We start from the raw sequence: 16,620 nt of genomic DNA, 5'->3' as shown, positions 1-16,620 counted from the left end.
GATCTGCCATCAGGTCACCGGAGCAAGAGAGCAGGCCCAGGCGAGAAGGCCCTTGGTAGTATCGCCGGCATAGGAAATGACCGCGCCGCCTGAGCCGAGGTTCAGACGATCCTCAATCGCTATGACACCACCCGTGCCGGAGGAGGCGGACGTGTCGGCGGTAATGACGATCAGCCAGAAGTCGGCCGATACCCGCTGGATCGTAGCTGTCACACCGCTGAAGGTCGCTCCATTAGGAGTGCCCACGGTCACGGTGCCGGCCGTCAGGTCGAAGACGGTACGGACGTAATCGCCATTTCCGGTACCGGCACTGTTGAGCAGGTCGATCCGGCCAGCAGTCCGACCAGCGGCCTTCAGTCCCCAGACGGCGCGGACCTTTGCGCCCGAAACGAAGGTCGTGGACTTGTAGGAAACGATATGGGTTCCGGTGGTCGCGGTCTCCGCGATCATCGTGGCCGCGTTGCCATCCGGCCCGGCCCCGCTCAGCGTCGCGGTTGAGCCTGTTTTGACCCACTCGGCGTTGGTGAGATCGTTCGGGAACGAGTTCTTTGCGCCGGGCTGCGTGACGTAGAGCAGCGACTTGGGATCGCTGGCCGGGCTCGATACGCCGGAAGCGTTCTGTGCCGTTAGCCACCAGTTGATGTAGCCGAGCGAGATCGTGTCGGTGAGCGTGTCGGTCTGGTTCGGGCTCAGCGCCTCCGTGACGGAAAGGGCGGCATCCGCAAACACCTTCCCGAAGCCGTTGACGCGAGACAGTCGAATGTTGCGGGCATTGGCCGAGGACGACTGCTTGACCGCGTGGTTGACCGTCGTCCCGCTCAGCGTTGCGGAGGTGTAGGTCGGCGCGGAGGGGGCGACGTTGTCCGACGTCGCAATGATGGTGATCGGGTTCGTGCCGAGCCAGACGCTTTGCGCAGCGCGATCGTAGCCGGCAAGCGCACCCTGCGGCTCATATTCTGCGCCATCCGCCAGGACGTCGGATACGACGCGGGAGCGGCTATCGCTGTCCGCGCGCATGTCGATCCAGTCCGTGGTGCCGACCCTGCGGTAGCGTCCGATCAGCGACAAGTCGAGGCGGCTGGGCGGGCTCGCCGTGAGGACGAGGAAGGCCGCGTTGACGTTCCCGCCCACGGCGCGGCGCTCGATGTAGGCGAGAAGCCCAACTGGCGGCGCGAGGGGCTCGGCGCCCGTGCTTTCGTTCGGTAAGGCCGGAGTAATGCCCTCTTCCGTCGCCGCGTTGAAGTCGTAGCAGGTCGGATCAAGCGAGGTCATATCGAAGGTACAGGTGGACCCGTCGGCCGAAGCAACTGCCCGGTCCACGGTGAATACGGCATCGATTCCGTACCGGGGCAGGACGAGGCGGATGATGTCTTCGAACAGCGCCGGCAGCCCCGAGCGATCCGTGACCATGCCGGTGATGCGCCATTCTGGATTGCCCTTGGCGCAGAAGATCTTGGCGAGGCGGCGAAGCTGGTTGTGGTCCTGGACCCAGGGGCGAGCGAAGTCGGTCTCCAGGATCTCCCCGGCCTCGGACTGCGCGTCGTAATCCTCCCACGGGTCGCCCTCGATGACCTGGTAGTCGTGCCGCGGGGAGACGTAGCTGATCTTCATCCGATTGAAGCTGGCCCGCTTCTTCGAGCCCTTCTCGACCGTGACGGAGATGATTTGCGGGTCGCGTAGCGTCACCTCGGGAGCGACGTAGGTGCCGCCGCTGATGCCGATCTTGCCGTCTACGGTCAGGAAGAGGCGGCCATCGCAGGCGTTAAGCATGCCCTGGAGCACGTCGGCCGGCTCCTCGGTCAGGTCGAAGGCGCCGCCGAGAGCGTAGCGCGCGATGACAGCGCCATCTTTCCTGGTCACCGGAGCGGAGTCGGTGAAGGCCTTTGCTCCGAACGACACGTCGTCGATCAAGCTCTCCGGCACCTTCATGCCCCAAAGCTGATGCGTGAGGTGATCCCGGATGCAGAGGGCCGGGGTTTCCGACCACTGCCACGTTGCCGGGTTCGACGTCTGCGCGGGGTCGTTGACGTTGCGCACGACAGATCCGCGCAGAACGACGCGGTGCTCTGGCCACGTCCCGCTCGGATAGAACTTCTTGAAGTCCTTCTCCGCAGGCGGGGCGTGGAACGCCACGGTGTAGGCGCAGCCAGCCAGGCGGTCGTTCGCCGTCCACCACGGAAGGCGGGTCGTCAGGACATTCGACGCAATCTGGTCCTCGGTGCCGAGATGAGCTTCGACCGAGACGTATTGCTGCCAGGGGGCGATGCCTGTGAAGCCACCGAGCGAGCCGGTTGGCAGGGCGGACTTCTTGTCCTCGAACCAGAACTCGTCGTAGCCCCCGATCGGGCCTTCGCAGTGATAGAGCGCGTTGACGAAGCAGCCGTTGTAGCCCTTCCACTCCAGCTTCGGGCCAGCGAGCTTCGTCCGGCCGTAGACGCGACGCCGAGCTGGCAGGGATTGGCGCGTCGAGAATTGCTGCGCTTGGACCTTCTGGCGGGTGTCGGGCGTCGTGAGAGCGGAGACAAGCAGGGAGCCGCCAAGAACGACGGCGGTGCCGACGATCGTTCCGATGGACACGCCGAGCACGGTGGTCGTCGCGATGGCAGAGGCGAGCGCGGCCGAAGTCGTGAACGCCGAGATGATCGCCAGACCGATCGCTTCAACCACGCGGGATGCTCCAGGCGACGATCATGCGGAAATCCTCGATCACGACGCCGGTCTCAGACTTCGCGGCCCACGCCCGGGCGAAGCGGATGGCGGAGACGGTGTTGCCGGCGGCGTCGAGCACCACGGCGACATCGCCGGGCTGCGGGGCCATGGTGGTGTTGAAGCCGGCGGCCGACATGCAGACCCGCCACATGGTCTCGAAGTCGCCGTAGCGGGCAATCTGGCGGGCGGCGCCGAACGGGCCGGTGTAGGTGCCCCGGAGATGAGCGGCCGGGTCGGTGCCGGAGCAGGCTTCGACCCAGTCCGCGACGAACATGCAGCAATCCATGCCGGCAGCCCGGTCGAAGGGCGCCTCCATGCCGGCATGGACGTGCTTCAGTAGGTCGGGAACTTCTCGTTTGCCTGCGTCAGGCGCGCGATCTGACGGCATCCACCATCCCCAGGATGAAGGCGCTCCTGCGAGGCGGGGTTCAGGTAGCCGAAAGCAGGCCGGCGCCGGTTGTAGAGGAGCGTCACGGTCACGACGGAAATGGTCGCCGTGGCGCCCTGATCGGCGATGGAGATCCGGTCCATGAGGCCGGAGTAGATTGCGAGCGGGACGTCGGCGAGGACGATGTTCCCGCCCGTCTCGGTGTAGTGCTGATCGTAGATCCGAACGGGACGGCCCTTCACCTCGGCAGAGGCCGCAAGGGTCTTAGCGATGAGATCTGGTTCAACACCCGATAGCGTCAGCGTCGGAGATCCACCGGTAGGGACTACGGCGCGATCGATGTCCGAGATCTGACCAAGTTCCCCGATGCCGCTCCAGATGCGCCCGTCCGCCGTGCGGAGCGGGCCGGCGCCCTGGTGGAGGAGCTTCGTTTGCGTGGCGAAGTCGAGTTGGACGAGGCGGGCAACACGCACGGTCTGGCCACGCTGGAGGGCCGCCAGCGTCTCTGGCATACGCGGCACGTCAGTTGTCCTCTTTCCAGTTCGAGAGCTGCTGGCCGATGGTCCGCCGGCTCTCTGCGGCCTGGGCCGCGACGAGGGCGGCCAGACGCTGCTCCACGCCGGAGTCCGCACCGCGCGCGTCAATGATCGTGTCGCCCATGCGGACTGAAGGGCGGGAGGAGCCTGACGAGGCTGGTCGCGCAGTCGAGATCGACGGCAACGCCCCAACGAAGCCGCCAGCCGCGTAGGCAGGCATACCGCGCCGGATAGCTTCCAACGTGCCGACGCCAAGGCGCGAGGTCGTCGCCTTGTCGAAGACGTACTCGCCTTTATGCACGACGCCGGCCGGGTCGTTGCGGGCACCGTCGCCGGTATAGCCGCCAGCCGCAAAGCCGCCCGTAAAGAACTTGGTCACTCCCGCGAACAGGCTTGCCCCGCCGCCGCCTGGCGCGAACAGGCTGGAAACGAGCTTGTCGAGCGCGGCGTCTCCGGCCTTCGACAGCAGGCGCTGAAGCGAGCCAAGCGCCGCATCGCCAAAGCTCTTGGCTTGCATCAGATCGTAGTTCAGATCCTTAAGGAACGAACCGGTGTAGTTCTTTGCGGTCGTGAGGCCCTGGATCTCCTCAATGCCGGCCTTGGCGTTTTTGAACTCCTCAGAGCCCGGCGTCCCATACGCCTTCGCGCCTGTATAGGCCGCCTGCTCCTCATAGGTCCGCCCAAGGGCCTCTCGCGCGGCAGTCTGATCTTGTTGAAAGCGCGTATTGAGCTGCGCGGCGACGGCGCGCTCACGGGCATCCGCATTGGCTTTGATCTGGTCCGTCTGCGACTTCAACTCGCCGGTAAGCCCAGCCGAGGAGGCCTTTAGAAGCTCTTCAGCATTTTTGAACCGCAGCCCAACCGCCTCGCCATTCTCACGCGCCGAACGGAGGTCGTCGTTGATGGACTTCAGCCGGGCCGCTTCGGTGGCACTACGGCCCATCGCGGCCGTTTGCGCGTCCGTTGCGATCACGTCTTCCTTGGCCGCGCGCGCGCTGGCGCCGTTCGCCTGGGTCTTCTTTTCGAGGATCGCCAACGACTCGGTTACGGTCTTGCCGCTTCCGTAATAGGCGCTATTCGCGGAGGTTAGCCGCTTGTCGATCGGGTCGAGCACGCTTTGCGCGGTTTCGCCGCCGCGACCCTCACGCTCAGCCCGAAGTAGAGCGGCCGCGCCGCCTGTACCGATATTGTGCGCCGCGTAAAGATTGCGCGATGTTGGCGCGAAGCCCTGCCGATCAAGAGCGGCGGCATTCCGCTGCGTAAATACGCGAACAAGCTCCTCTTGTAAGGCGGGGTCATTCCGCAACGCGAGCACCGCCGCATTGACTGCGGCTGCGTCTACATTCCCGTCTGCGCCTGTATTCGCCTTTTGGATCTCGGCGTAGCGGGACGATTTCACTTGCTGAAAAAGTTCGAGCCATGTGCTCTTGATGAACTGATAGCGGCCGACAGCGCCCGTAGAACTCACAGCGTTATCGTTCGTGCCCGACTCCGCGGCGCGGATGACGTTGAAGAACTCTTGCGGCACTGCGATCTCGCCGCGAGCACGTTCAACGTTTTGTGCCCGGTATGCATCCTGCGCTCGCATGCCAGCGGCCTCAAAGCCCCTAGCCTGCCCTTCATTGCCAGCCTCACGAGCTGCGCGAGCCATCTCCTGATACTGCTGAACGATGGCGCGCAGTCCGCGCTCGTAGCTGGAAAGTCCGGCCGTATTGGTCGCATAATCAGCCGCGACCAAAGCCGCGCGCGCCGATGCCCCGCCCTTGTCGTATGCATCCTTGAGGAGGTCGACGCGGGTCTTCAACTCCCCGTACTTGGTGACGTATTTGTCGAGTTCGCTGGAGTTCGCGTTGCTCGGGTCGAGGTTGAGCGTCGCGATGCTGCGACCTAGGCTCTCAAGGTCGTTCTGAGCCTTTTCCAGCTGAGATCCGGCAGGATCAAGCGAGCGGACGATTGGCCCCGCATTTCGGGTAGCCTCGGCGCCGTTGATGTCATCGGTAAGCTTCTTACGGGCAACGCCTGCCGCTTCGAGCTTCCTGGTCAGCTGGTCAACCTGCTGCTGCATGGCGTCGAGCGCCGTGTTCGCGAGCGAGTCGTCTCCGCCGAACAGGCTGGGCAGCGCCGCCTTAACTTGTTTTGCCAACTCAAGCTGTCGCTGGGCGGTGCGAAGCTGGTCTTCCTCCGTACCCTCCGGATTGACCGTAGCCGCAGCGACGCGGCCGGTATAATCCAGCGCCTGCGATCCACGCTGAACGATCGTGTCGAGCAGCTTTCGGCCTGGGCTTCGACCGTCTTGCGCCGCGTCAAGCACGGGCTGCACCGCGTTCTGCAACACGATGATAGCCTGCTGACGGTTTCCTTGCTCTGTCAGGTTTTTGATTAGCTCGCGGGTCTGGTCGTTGATGCCGCCGAGCTTTTTGATGAAGGTGTCCGCGCCAGCGATGGGCTCGGCAAAAATGCCGGCGAGTTCGGCGCCTGCCGTCTGAAGGTCGGTGCCCATAAGACGCGCGAAGCCTGGGGCGAGACCTGCCACGCCCTCGATGTTACCGGCGCCGACCTTGCCCGTCGCTGCGATGGCGGTAGCGATATCGCGAGCGGCGTTGATCGAGATCGACTTAGCTGCAGAGATCCGCTCAGCGATCTGATTGATGTCGTTTACCGTCGCCCCGGAGGCGGCCCCGATTCCCTGAAGGCCCTTTTTGATGTCGTCCTGTGCCGCGGCATACTGATAGCCGGCAAAAATCGCACCAGCGGCGAGGGTGCCGAAACCGGCCAGAGCCAAGCGAGTAGGCGTCGCCAGTTCGAGGAGCCCGGTCTTGACCCCCTGGAGGCCCTGGCCGATGCCGCCGTTCATCGACAGGGCTTGATAGACCTGCCCGCCCTGCTGCGCGAGCACCTGGAACGGCGACGACCCCGAGCCGAGAGAGGTGGCGATGTCGTTAAGCTGAAACCCAAGCTGCTGGGTCTGGGTGCTCGAAAGGCGCGCGTTGTCGTTGATCTTTCCTAGGTTGCTGGAAACGTCGTCTGCGGCCCGCTTCGCTTTGCGCGTGGCGTCCTTGCCGAAATCGTCTATCTCGACACCGGCCCGCTTGAGCTGGCGGGTCAGTTTCGTGATGTCGGCGTCTAGCGAGACGACAAGCCGTTCGAGGTCAGTGGCCATGCGGAAGATCTTACTCTTGGTGTGCGCCGCGCTGTGCGCATCGCCTGCCTTGGCGGAGCAGACCGCGAGTACCCAGAGGTACAAGTCGGAGTTCGCACGAGGGGCACAGGTGGCGCGCAATGCCCTGAAGAAGACCGGGGCAACCGGAATGAAGATCGCGGTGGATGATTGCTACCGATCTGCCGCCCGCCAACGGGGCGAGAGTGCAGTTCTCCGATGCTACGCGATCCAAAGATCTGCCGGAGACCTGGACGAAGCTTTCTCCCGCATCTCAGGCGTTGATGTGCGGGAACCTTCACTAACGAAGGGCGCGGCCCTAGTGCGCGCTATCAATGCCCTCAAGGACCGAGGGGTCCCGGAGGATACCGCCCACCAGACGATAGCGATCTGGGATTTCTACGGTCGCGAGGACAACTAGCTCGCCCAGACCGGGGGCGCGTCCAGCATCTCGCCGATCTGCAGGGCTTCCTTGTCGGAAAGCTCTGCGCCTTCCTTTCCGCCGTGCGCCTTGTTCCACCCGTCGATGGCCGCTTTGAGCTGCCAGAGAGACAGCTTGCGTACGTCCCCAGGGGACAACCCCATTACGAGGCCGGAGCCGATGAAGCCCGCGAAGTCGAGCCGGTCGTATTCCGGCTCCGCCCCTTTGTCCGCGCGGGCGCGGGCTTTCCCGCGTTGGGGTCCTGCTTTTCGATGCCGACCGCTTCCGCGAGGATCAAGACGGCGAGGCCAACGTTCGCCATCAAAGGCTGGTCATCGACATAGCGTCGAACCAGCTTGAGCGCGTCTACCGGGGGCATCCCGCCACCGATGAGGCCGAGCCGGATGGTCTCTCGAACGTCAGCGATCTTCCACGTTCCGTCCCAGAGCCGAGAGAGCACGGCAAGCGGCCCGGAGGGGTAGCCCATCGGGCGCCCTTCCGAGATCTTCTCGTCGTGCTCCTGAAGCTCGCCCAGGCCGAGCCTGAACGTATAGGTGCCGTCCGCCCAATCGAGGGTCGTATTGCCGTCGCTCGACATTATGCGGTCGCCGCAGTCCAGACCCACTCACCGTCGTTCGACATCTCGACGTTGCTCTTGAGCTTGTCGCCGAGGGTGCCGTCGATGCGCCAGGAAGTGAGAACGGCCCTGCCCTGCCAGTAGCCGCCGCCGTCAGCCGCCGGCGCGTTGATCTCGACGCGGACGAGGCGGGAGCCGTTGAGGAAGAATGAGCGCCATTCCTCCGAGCTTTCCATCGCCAGCACACCTTGGCCGGTGACGCGGGCGTTGCGGGTGCGGATATCCCTCTCATTCCAGATCGCGCCATCGGGATCGTCACAGTCCGGAACCGCGATATCGGAAGCGTCTGCGGTGAGCTCCAGCGACTTGTCGGTGAAGCCGCACGGCATCTCGAACGTAGGGGTGCTGGTCGTGCTGGTGTCCAGGTAGACGCGCAGGTCTCCGAACCGCCGGGTGACGGGCTTGGCCATGTCGTGATCCTCTCAGGTGGTGGGTTAGGCCGCGTCGATCAAAGCGCGGAAGACGACGACGCCGTGCGTGGTCAACGGATCGTCTCCGTCCACGAACCGGGTACTGTCGTGCTCGATAAGCACGAGGTGAAGGTCTGTGCCGAGGTCGAGGTCCGCGCCATCCAGCGCGTCTACAATCGCCCCTACCGCGCGCTTTGCTTCGGGGCGGCCAACGGCCGCGGACCAGACATGAAGCGTGGCGTAAATCTCTACGCTGCGCTCGAAACACTCAGCGCGATCGGGGACAACCTGGTCCTCGCCGACGCGCACGTAAGGCTTAGCGGCCGCGGTAGGGACGCGGTCGTAAATGCGTTCACCGAGCACAGCTCGCACGGGCGCTGCGCCCTTCAAGGCGGCGACGATGGCACCTTGCAATGCGAGGGTTGGTTCAGTCACCGGAAACCTCACTCTGCGGTGAAGCGGCGGATGAAACGGCCTGATCCTCAACGATGGCCTTGCGCGCGGCGCGAGAGATGCGAGCTTTCATGCGCTTCTTCAGCGAGCGATATCCTGGATAGAAGCTCGGCTTGGCGACCATATTCTCCGTGCCGAACTCAAGGGCCGCCGAGTAATCGTAGGCGCCGACCCCAGACGCGGCCTCTTCGCTGCTAATCCGCGAATTTGCGGCAACCGTCGTCAGCTTGCCGCCGCCTACAACGCGAACGGAAAGTTCGTTGGTGCCTGGCTCTTTACGAATGGACGAGGCGAACCTGCCTGTCTTCCGCGGCGCCAAACGCTTCTGCAGCGCCACGAGCTCGTCAGCGTTCTGGTCGATAGCGTCCTTGACGGCAGCACGGACGCGCTCAGGCATGGATTGGATCTGACGGACGAGGCGATTGGTCTCCATCACGCCACCTCCCCCGCGACACACACCAGCGACCACCACTGACGCTTTCGATCCATGTCGGCTGATGCCCTGATGGCGTATGCGGTGCCGTCTCGCGTATCGACCGCCCGCCAGTCAGTTCCGATGGTTCGGGTCTGATCGTCGTAGCGCAGGATCATCGTCACGGGCTGAGTGCCCTGAAGGCGGGCGGCCAAAACGCTCTCGCTGCCAGGCTTCATGATGAAGTGAGCGGCTCGCATGAACTGGTCTTCCCATTGGCCTGGCACTTCATTGCCGTAGCCGTCCTCAGTGCCGCCGCGTTTCTGGAATTTGACGCGCTCGCGGAGGTCGCCTGCGCCGAATTGCTTTGCCATGCCCTATCCCTTGGTGGCGGAGATCAGGCCAGCGCAGGATCGCGCATCCGATGGAGAAGAGAGCGAACAGCATCCGACAAGGGATCAACCTGTCCCTCGCGGTCCTCGTAAATGACGCCGAGCGTAAGCAGGATGGCGGCCCGAACGCGGCCGGGGACGGTCTCAAACGTCCATCCATGATCGGGACGCTTCAGGTAGTCGACCACGATGTCCGTGGCCTCTTCCGCCTTGGCTTGGATGTCCTCGTCCCGGTCATCGTAGTCGATGAGCAAATGCCGCTTCGCGGTCTCCAGTGAGATCAAGGCTGGCATTTCAGATCCTTGTCACGCTCATGTCTCACCCGAATTCCCAGATGCGGATTTCGCAGGTCATGACTGAATGGTCGTAACCACGACGACGCGACCCTTGCCGCCATCGCCGCCCTTGCCGGACGGGTTGCCGTTCAAGGAAGCGCCACCGCCGCCACCGCCGCCGCCACGCGATCCGTTCGCGCCTGCGCCCGCCGTGCCGTCCACATTCGACCAGCCGCCGGGGCCACCGTTGCCGAAAAGACCATAGGAAAGGGCGAATGGAGTTATGGGTGCGACGGCATCGGTTTTGGTGGAGCCGACGCCAGCAGCGCCGATGAAGGCGGCGGTTTGCGGACGTAAGTCAAAGTAGTATCTGCCGCCGTTATAGTTGCCTGGAGTTGTGGTCTGCCCAGCGCCCGCGCCACCCGGCGCAACACCGTATCCTGAAGGTCCGGCCTGAGTAGAACCCGAACCGCCTGCCGCGCTCGATGCAGTCGCTGTAAGAGTAAGCGCATAGCGACCGCCGCCATGGGCGCCGACTCCTGTCGCGGTGCCGAAAATCCCGCCTGTCGTAGCCACATAATAGGAAGAGGATGGCGAGCCAAAAGCTGAGCCGCCTCCTACTGTTCCTTGCGTCCCCGCCGTGCTGTCTGTCGTGACGCTAGCACCGCCAGTGCCGCCAGTGCCGACAAATATCTGAGCTGTCGCCGGCAAATCAGCCGCGTCGAACTCATCCCAATTGAAGCCGCCGGAACCGCCAGGATTGCCGCCGCGAGAGACCGTGCCCGACGCCTGCCGCCCGCCGGAAGACCCACCACCGCCGCCGCCCTGAACGAACACCTGAACTCGAACCGCGCCGGCCGGCTTCGTCCATGTGCCGTTGGCGTCGAAGATCTGGATGTTGATGGAGAGGAACGCAGAAACGCCCCCCTTCAGGACGTCAGAAAGGGCATCCATCAGCCGGTGACCACGACCCGAAGAGCATTGGCTGCCGGCGCGGCCGCGAAGTTCAGGCGCACCGAGTTGACCGTCGGACGGCTCACATCGCAGATGACGGTCGCGTAGGCGCCGCTGGCGTAGAAGACTTCCACGACGACATCGCGCGTGTTCAGGTTGTGCGTGACGTCGATCTGGGTGGCCGAACCGTCACCGATGGCCTGGGGGAACTTGCGAACGCGGCCGGACCACGCGGCCAGCTTTGCCGGGGTAACAATGCGCTGGTCATCGGTTCCGCCATCCGTCTCGGCCTGGGTGGCGATCTCGGCGATGCCGGCCGTCGCTTCGGTCGCAGCGCCTGCCGCAGTTCCGAACGAGGTCCAGGCGACAGCGCCTGAGCCGATGGTGAAATTGACGGACGTCTGCCGATACGTGGCTCCGGCGGAGGTGCCTTCCTCCACGGTAACGACTGCCCCCTCCAACTCGTCGCTGGTGTTGGCGTCGAGGGAGCGGGTCAGAGCCGTGGCTGACCCATTCCAGATGTAGATGCCGTTCTCGGAACCCGTCGTCTGCGCGCGGACGAGGACGCGGTCATTCGCCGACATGGTGATGCCGTCGATTGTCGCCCCAGGCGACGCGATGCTGATGTTGCCCTGCGTCGAGACGCGGACCGAGTCCTTCCAGGCCAGCCCTTCGATCTGGGCCTTCAGCTGCGCAAGGGTCGCGGGCTCCTGATCGCCGACGGCGTTCGGCAGGTTGAGGATACGGGCGACGCCGCCGAAATCCTGATCTGAGAGGATAGGCTTAGACATGCTTTAGAACCCTCAGATGACGTGCGCGTAGCCGGCCACAGGCACGACGAAGGCGATCGACAAGACGTTATTCGAGAGGTGCTGGACGGCGCCGACAATCTCCACGCCGCCGACGGAGAAGGTCTGAACGCCGGGGCGTGCCCCGAGATTGTGGGCGACAGTCCACAGCATTGAGGGCGAGGGCTGCTGGTGGTCGTATCCGATGCCAGAGCCCGGAGGCCCGGCCGGCCCCTGCTCGTTAGCAACAGTGGCCGTTGCCGCCTGCTGGTAGGCGACGGCCGAAGAGGCCCCGCGCTCCGTTGTGATGGTGGCCGTGGCAACGACCTGTTCGACGACAGCCGCGCTGCTCACGGTGTCTCTCCAACGACAGGCCAGACGTAGTCGGTGACGACGCCCTGGCTGTCGGTGACGATGAGTTGAAGTTCCGCCAGGCGCCCGGCTGGCAGATCCTGAGTGAGAGCAGCGGCGCCCGTGAGGAGGATGCGTCCCGAGGATGCCGCCGAGAGCGAAACCGTCAGATCTTTCGACGTGCTGCCCCAAACGAGGGCCGCTTGCGCCGTGGCGCCAGTGAGATTGATCGCTGATCCGTCCGGCGCGCTCAGGGCGACAGGCCAGGACACAGGGCGGTTGACGGTCTGATACAGCGGCTGGCTGCTTCGAGCGATACGAGACATCAGCGGTTCACCGCATAGACCGCGACGGGGATGGAGTAGGAGGCGCCGAGCGTGAGTGCCGGCGCGTTGATGACGGCCCGGAACGTGTTGGCCGCCGTCGGGATCGCGTGGTGTATGGCGATGCCATTGGAGACGCCCAGCGCAGTCGTCAGACTGGCGAGGCTGGTTGGGTAGGCCACGAGCACGTCAGTCGCGAGGACGCCAGCACAGGTGGCCGCGGGCGTGACCCGTGTGCCCGAGCTGATCGCGAGCGCTACGGTTTCGGCGATTGTAGCGTTGCAGACGAAGGTGGATGACTTCGGGCCGGCGGGGCCGGTCGGCCCCTGCGGGCCTGTTCCCCCGGTGGCACCCGTGGCGCCTGTAGCACCCGTTGGGCCTGAAGGACCGGGTTCGCCCTTAGGTCCAGCCGTTCCGACGGCTCCAGGTAAACCATCGGCCCCTCTAGGACCTGCTGGTCCCACCGGGCCTTGAAGTCCGCGAGGGCCTTCGGATCCAATCGATCCGGCGTCACCACGTAAGCCTGCATCGCCCTTATCTCCCTTCGGTCCCGGCTCACCCTGCGGCCCGGCAGGCCCCATTGGACCGACACGACCCGGCGGAGGAGAAGTGATGACGCCGCCAGCTAGAACGGGCGCAGCAAGAGACAGCGCGAGAAGTGAGGCGGCAATCGGCTTGAGCATCAGCTGTGCCCCGTGCCGTATTGGAGCTCGACGAAGCCGCGGCCCGCCTTCTGATCGGGGCTCGTGGAAGCGTAGGGACCGTCTACCGACATGACAGAGACGAACTCTGGGCGAACAGAGGTACGAACCGCCTGCGTTCCTGGCATCCAAAGCCATCCGGTCGAAGGTGTCACGATCGCGAAGGGGCGGCCCTGCCGAGTGCCGATCAGACGAACCGCGAAGGGGTTGTTGTTCGTGTAGAGGAACGAGGTGACGTTGGCCGGGAGGGCAACCTTGAAGGGCTGATCTGCCGTGTCAGGGCCAACCGGGATGATTAGCGGCTCGCCCATCCGAAAGAACGGCACAGACGGCCCAACGGGTACGCCCGCAAGATTGGGGGCAGCGGAAGGAGATAGACCACCCATGGCATCAAGCCTTCAGGACGAGAATGGTCGTGCCGGCCGCGGAGACTGCGTGGATATCCACCCCGAGGACCATCGGCTCGTCGAAGGTCAGGCCGCCGCCCTGACGTCCCACCTGGGGAGCAGCGTCGCAGGGATAGCCGGCGTCCACGACTGCGATCTCGCCGAAGCTGAGGTTGGCATTTCCAGCGCCGATATTGATGATCGCCAGGATGCGGTCGCCGGCCGTGGCAACAATTCCCGACTGTCCCGCAGCGAGATCCGTTTCTTCCTGCGCGAGATGAACCGGCATTCCGCTGCCGATGGGAGAACCGTCCGTTCCTACAGGAACAACGCCCTCGGCGTAGACGCCCGGAGACACCTCGAAAGAACGCACGATCACGGACGGCTGCGTCTCGAAAGCTGTGGCCGTCTTCCGCTTCACGGTCTTGCGGTAAGCGTCATCCGTCATCGGGATCACCACTTCTGGCCGTTGGGGCCAAGCTGGGTCAGGTCTTTGCCGGCCTCGCCTGTCTTGCCCTGAAGACCGCGCTCACCGTCTTTTCCGTCCTTGCCATCGCGTCCACGCTTGACGGCAAGGCGCCAATCCTCGCCGCCGCCATCCGGGCGGGCCTGAGTGTCCTTACGAGCAAGCCACCACGAGCCGCCCAAAGTGACGCCGTCCCCGGCCTTATAGGCTTGCCCGTCCTTGTAGACGCCGCGATCGATCGGGACCGCGAGGGTATGGCGAAATTCCTTGACCTCATCGCCGCTCTGGTAGCGCCGAACGATGGTGCGCCCATCATCCTCAACGGTCTCGGTCATGTCATCGAACCCGAGGCCATCAGCGCCGGGAGCGCCGTCCTTGCCGTCGGAACCGTCACGACCGGAGGCCCCATCCTTGCCGATGACGAGGCCAAGATCCTTGGTATCGCCATTCGTCAGGGTGACGATCAGCTCGCCGTTTCTGCCGATCAGAGCACTCGCAAGCCCGACGCCATCCTTACCGTCGATGCCATCGCGGCCATCCTTGCCATTCTGTGGCACAGGAAGCGCTGCCACGGCCTTTGAGACCTCCGAGGCTACAGTAGCAGCGATTTCCTCTGGATCGGCGTCCTTGCCGTCCTGTCCGCGTTCGCCGGGAGTGCCATCGGTGCCGTCACGGCCATCGGCTCCGTCACGCGGGACCGGAAGCGCCGAAATGGCCTTGGCGACCTCTTCCGCAACGGCTAAAATAATCCGCTCTGGGTCGGCGTCTTTGCCATTCGCGCCATCGGCACCATCGCGACCGTCGGAACCATCCTTGCCGTTGATGCCGTCGCGGCCGTCGGCTCCTCGAACTAGTCCGGCCTCAACGACCGAACCGTCCGTAAAAGTGAGGAGCAAGATGCCGTCTTCGCTCACAATCGCTTTATGGATGCCGATGCCATTGGCGCCTGCCATTCCATCGCGCCCGTCCACACCCGGAGACCCGTCTTTGCCATGCAACGGCTCGCGTTTCTCCATAGCCTCAAGGCGAGCAAGGACAGGCTGCATAGATGCGCTGACATAATCGCGAATGACCGGCGCAAGCTCAGTCATCATCGCCTTAAGCTCGCGATGGTTCATGCGGATCTCCGATAGGTATCAATGAACCGACGGAGGGCCAACAGTTTGAAGGGCCTTCGCGAGATAAACACTTGACGCAAAAGCCTTATCTTCAACCTCCTCTTCAGAAGGCTCTACATTTTCGACCGGCTTTGGCTCCGGGGTATTTGCGCCAAAAGGGTCGGCCTGCGCGTCGCGCTTGGCTAACGCCTCAAGGCTGAATTCCTGCTGCTGAAGCATGGGGCTGTTGCCGCCGAGCTTTGGCTTCAGGTCCAACTTCTTACGCTGCTCGTTCGGGGACATGATCCCCTTGGACTTCTCCAGAACCTCCATCTGCGTAACGCTATCCATGCGCAGCAAATTGTCGGTGTCGAACTCGGTGCCAAGCTTTTCCCCAATACCAAGACCTTCATCAAGGCAAAGCTCAATGCTCTCCATGAGAACTTGAAGGCACTGGGAATAGTACTCGGTGTTAAGGGCCTGTACGTTGTTGTAGGCCGGCATTTGACCGATGCCGATCTTATATGGCGGGACGTGGTAGGTCGAGCACACCACATCAGCCGACCATTTCAACTGCTCAATCAACTGCGCATCTACAGCCTTAACGGACATCGCCTCGTAGCGAAGGCCGTCGCCAAGAACCGCGACCTTGCCCACGTTCGCGCCGGTATAATTGGCGTCCCAATGCGCCTTAAGACGCTTGGCGGTTTCGTCCGCGATAGCGCCTGGAGCAGTAAGAATGCCGCCAGGGTTCGACCCGTTTTGAAAGAACCGAGTTGCATTTTCCTGGATCGAGAGGCCGTGCATCGCAGCGAGGCCGTTCGCGAATATCGGAGAAACGCCTACCAGAGGGTGAAAAAGGCAGTTGAAGCGATCATGGATGATCTCGCTCGCGGGGACCGGGACCGCTGCGTCGAAGTCGTCGACACCGGCCAGATCATCACGCGAGAGCTGATAGTAAACCGATCCATCAGGGGCGACGAGCGGCTTCACCGCATTCGGGTCAAGTACGTAGAGCCCAACCACGACACCACGACCGTCCCGCTCTTTGAGAACGTAGGTGTTGCCCTTTTGAAGCTTGGAAATCACCCAGCTCTCGAAGAACTGGATGCGGTTCTGGGAGCGGTTCGGCTTCCGCAGCACAGGCGAGTAAGCCGGGCTCTTGACCTCGGACCACACACCGCCGTCGTCCTGCTCCACGAGCTTGATGCGCAGCTTCGCGATGTCGGATGCAATAAGGGTTTTGCAAGCGAAGTCAGCGTGGAACGACAGGACGGCGTCGTGCCGGATTTCAACGTTCTGCTGCCAAGCCCCGGTGAAGGACTCTTTGATGATCGGCCACCAGCCGCCGCGGGCATCGGGGGTGGAAAGCGCACGAGCGGCCTTCTGTCGTGAGACCTGTAGGCCGAAAATGCGCATGATCAGTCCTCGGCGCGCAGATCGCGACGCTGATAGGTCTGCGTCTTGGCCTTCACAGCCGCGGCAATTTCCTGCTCAAGGCGCGGCACGCCCCAACGCATATCGGGGTCTTCGCCCTTGGCCTTCTGGTACTCGCCACGCAGGCGCTCCAGTAGCTTCTGGCGTTCGACCTCTTCGGGATCGACCTCGGGGGCGGCTTCGGCTTTGCCGATGGCTCCGAGCGTGCGCGCATCACGGCGAGAAGCCTGGAAAGGCTCGCCAACGGTGAGCGCGCGGCCACCGTATCGCATCGACTTGGTGGCGATCAGATCGACCTTGGACATAGTCGCCTCACGAAATGAGAGG

Annotated in this window: 21 protein-coding genes; all 21 read right to left on the bottom strand. The window is 63.7% G+C overall.

The window, feature by feature from the left end; genetic code table 11:
* Positions 1-9: 9 nt before the first annotated feature.
* The 21 genes from MBTS_RS11215 to MBTS_RS11120 all read right to left on the bottom strand — a co-directional run bounded on the left by MBTS_RS11215 (position 10) and on the right by MBTS_RS11120 (position 16,598).
* Entirely contained in the window at positions 10-2,667 is a 2,658-nt protein-coding gene (locus MBTS_RS11215) for a phage tail protein (RefSeq protein WP_192215672.1), read from the bottom strand.
* Entirely contained in the window at positions 2,660-2,995 is a 336-nt protein-coding gene (locus MBTS_RS11210; RefSeq protein ID WP_396660869.1) for a DUF6950 family protein, read from the bottom strand. Before MBTS_RS11210 ends, MBTS_RS11215 begins: the two co-directional genes overlap by 8 nt.
* 47 nt (positions 2,996-3,042) lie before the next feature.
* On the bottom strand, positions 3,043-3,618 hold the full coding sequence (locus tag MBTS_RS11205) for a hypothetical protein (RefSeq protein WP_192215670.1): 576 nt from the start codon (positions 3,616-3,618) through the stop codon (positions 3,043-3,045).
* A gap of 1 nt (position 3,619) precedes the next feature.
* Positions 3,620-6,793: a phage tail length tape measure family protein gene (locus tag MBTS_RS11200; RefSeq protein WP_192215669.1), complete on the bottom strand. Its 3,174-nt coding sequence runs from the start codon at positions 6,791-6,793 to the stop codon at positions 3,620-3,622.
* 414 nt (positions 6,794-7,207) lie between these two features.
* Entirely contained in the window at positions 7,208-7,375 is a 168-nt protein-coding gene (locus tag MBTS_RS11195; protein ID WP_192215668.1) for a hypothetical protein, read from the bottom strand.
* Positions 7,375-7,809, bottom strand: a complete 435-nt coding sequence (locus tag MBTS_RS11190) for a gene transfer agent family protein (RefSeq protein WP_192215667.1) — start codon at positions 7,807-7,809, stop codon at positions 7,375-7,377. The genes MBTS_RS11195 and MBTS_RS11190 overlap by 1 nt, the downstream gene beginning before the upstream one ends.
* The gene (locus MBTS_RS11185) at positions 7,809-8,258 is read right to left on the bottom strand and encodes a phage tail tube protein (protein WP_192215666.1); all 450 of its coding nucleotides are present in this window, start codon (positions 8,256-8,258) and stop codon (positions 7,809-7,811) included. Before MBTS_RS11185 ends, MBTS_RS11190 begins: the two co-directional genes overlap by 1 nt.
* A gap of 24 nt (positions 8,259-8,282) precedes the next feature.
* On the bottom strand, positions 8,283-8,693 hold the full coding sequence (locus tag MBTS_RS11180; RefSeq protein ID WP_192215665.1) for a DUF3168 domain-containing protein: 411 nt from the start codon (positions 8,691-8,693) through the stop codon (positions 8,283-8,285).
* Positions 8,686-9,144, bottom strand: a complete 459-nt coding sequence (locus MBTS_RS11175) for an HK97-gp10 family putative phage morphogenesis protein (RefSeq protein WP_192215664.1) — start codon at positions 9,142-9,144, stop codon at positions 8,686-8,688. Before MBTS_RS11175 ends, MBTS_RS11180 begins: the two co-directional genes overlap by 8 nt.
* A complete protein-coding gene (locus tag MBTS_RS11170; protein ID WP_192215663.1) occupies positions 9,144-9,497 on the bottom strand; it encodes a phage head closure protein in 354 nt (117 codons plus the stop codon). The genes MBTS_RS11175 and MBTS_RS11170 overlap by 1 nt, the downstream gene beginning before the upstream one ends.
* Before the next feature lie 23 nt (positions 9,498-9,520).
* Positions 9,521-9,808 (bottom strand): head-tail connector protein, encoded by a 288-nt coding sequence (locus MBTS_RS11165; RefSeq protein ID WP_192215662.1) that lies wholly within the window; start codon positions 9,806-9,808, stop codon positions 9,521-9,523.
* Positions 9,809-9,865: 57 nt separating this feature from the next.
* Positions 9,866-10,744: a glycine-rich domain-containing protein gene (locus MBTS_RS11160; RefSeq protein ID WP_192215661.1), complete on the bottom strand. Its 879-nt coding sequence runs from the start codon at positions 10,742-10,744 to the stop codon at positions 9,866-9,868.
* Positions 10,744-11,535: a hypothetical protein gene (locus MBTS_RS11155; protein WP_192215660.1), complete on the bottom strand. Its 792-nt coding sequence runs from the start codon at positions 11,533-11,535 to the stop codon at positions 10,744-10,746. The genes MBTS_RS11160 and MBTS_RS11155 overlap by 1 nt, the downstream gene beginning before the upstream one ends.
* 12 nt (positions 11,536-11,547) lie before the next feature.
* A complete protein-coding gene (locus MBTS_RS11150; protein WP_192215659.1) occupies positions 11,548-11,886 on the bottom strand; it encodes a hypothetical protein in 339 nt (112 codons plus the stop codon).
* Positions 11,883-12,209 (bottom strand): hypothetical protein, encoded by a 327-nt coding sequence (locus MBTS_RS11145; RefSeq protein WP_192215658.1) that lies wholly within the window; start codon positions 12,207-12,209, stop codon positions 11,883-11,885. Before MBTS_RS11145 ends, MBTS_RS11150 begins: the two co-directional genes overlap by 4 nt.
* On the bottom strand, positions 12,209-12,388 hold the full coding sequence (locus MBTS_RS23770) for a hypothetical protein (RefSeq protein WP_238254172.1): 180 nt from the start codon (positions 12,386-12,388) through the stop codon (positions 12,209-12,211). Before MBTS_RS23770 ends, MBTS_RS11145 begins: the two co-directional genes overlap by 1 nt.
* Positions 12,389-12,888: 500 nt before the next feature.
* On the bottom strand, positions 12,889-13,218 hold the full coding sequence (locus MBTS_RS23765) for a hypothetical protein (RefSeq protein WP_238254173.1): 330 nt from the start codon (positions 13,216-13,218) through the stop codon (positions 12,889-12,891).
* Between the two features lie 79 nt (positions 13,219-13,297).
* Positions 13,298-13,741: a hypothetical protein gene (locus MBTS_RS11135; protein WP_192215656.1), complete on the bottom strand. Its 444-nt coding sequence runs from the start codon at positions 13,739-13,741 to the stop codon at positions 13,298-13,300.
* A 5-nt stretch (positions 13,742-13,746) separates the two neighbouring features.
* Positions 13,747-14,877 carry a collagen-like domain-containing protein gene (locus MBTS_RS11130; protein ID WP_238254175.1) on the bottom strand — a complete coding sequence of 377 codons (1,131 nt, stop codon included), beginning with the start codon at positions 14,875-14,877 and terminating at the stop codon, positions 13,747-13,749.
* Between the two features lie 18 nt (positions 14,878-14,895).
* Positions 14,896-16,275, bottom strand: coding sequence for a phage portal protein (locus MBTS_RS11125; RefSeq protein ID WP_192215655.1), 1,380 nt, complete (start codon positions 16,273-16,275; stop codon positions 14,896-14,898).
* 2 nt (positions 16,276-16,277) lie between these two features.
* Entirely contained in the window at positions 16,278-16,598 is a 321-nt protein-coding gene (locus tag MBTS_RS11120; RefSeq protein ID WP_192215654.1) for a hypothetical protein, read from the bottom strand.
* Positions 16,599-16,620: the final 22 nt, after the last annotated feature.

It is taken from the genome of Methylobacterium bullatum (assembly GCF_014845095.1).
In the GTDB taxonomy this organism is placed as follows: Bacteria; Pseudomonadota; Alphaproteobacteria; order Rhizobiales; family Beijerinckiaceae; genus Methylobacterium; species Methylobacterium bullatum.
This window is presented reverse-complemented; position numbering and strand designations above follow the sequence as displayed.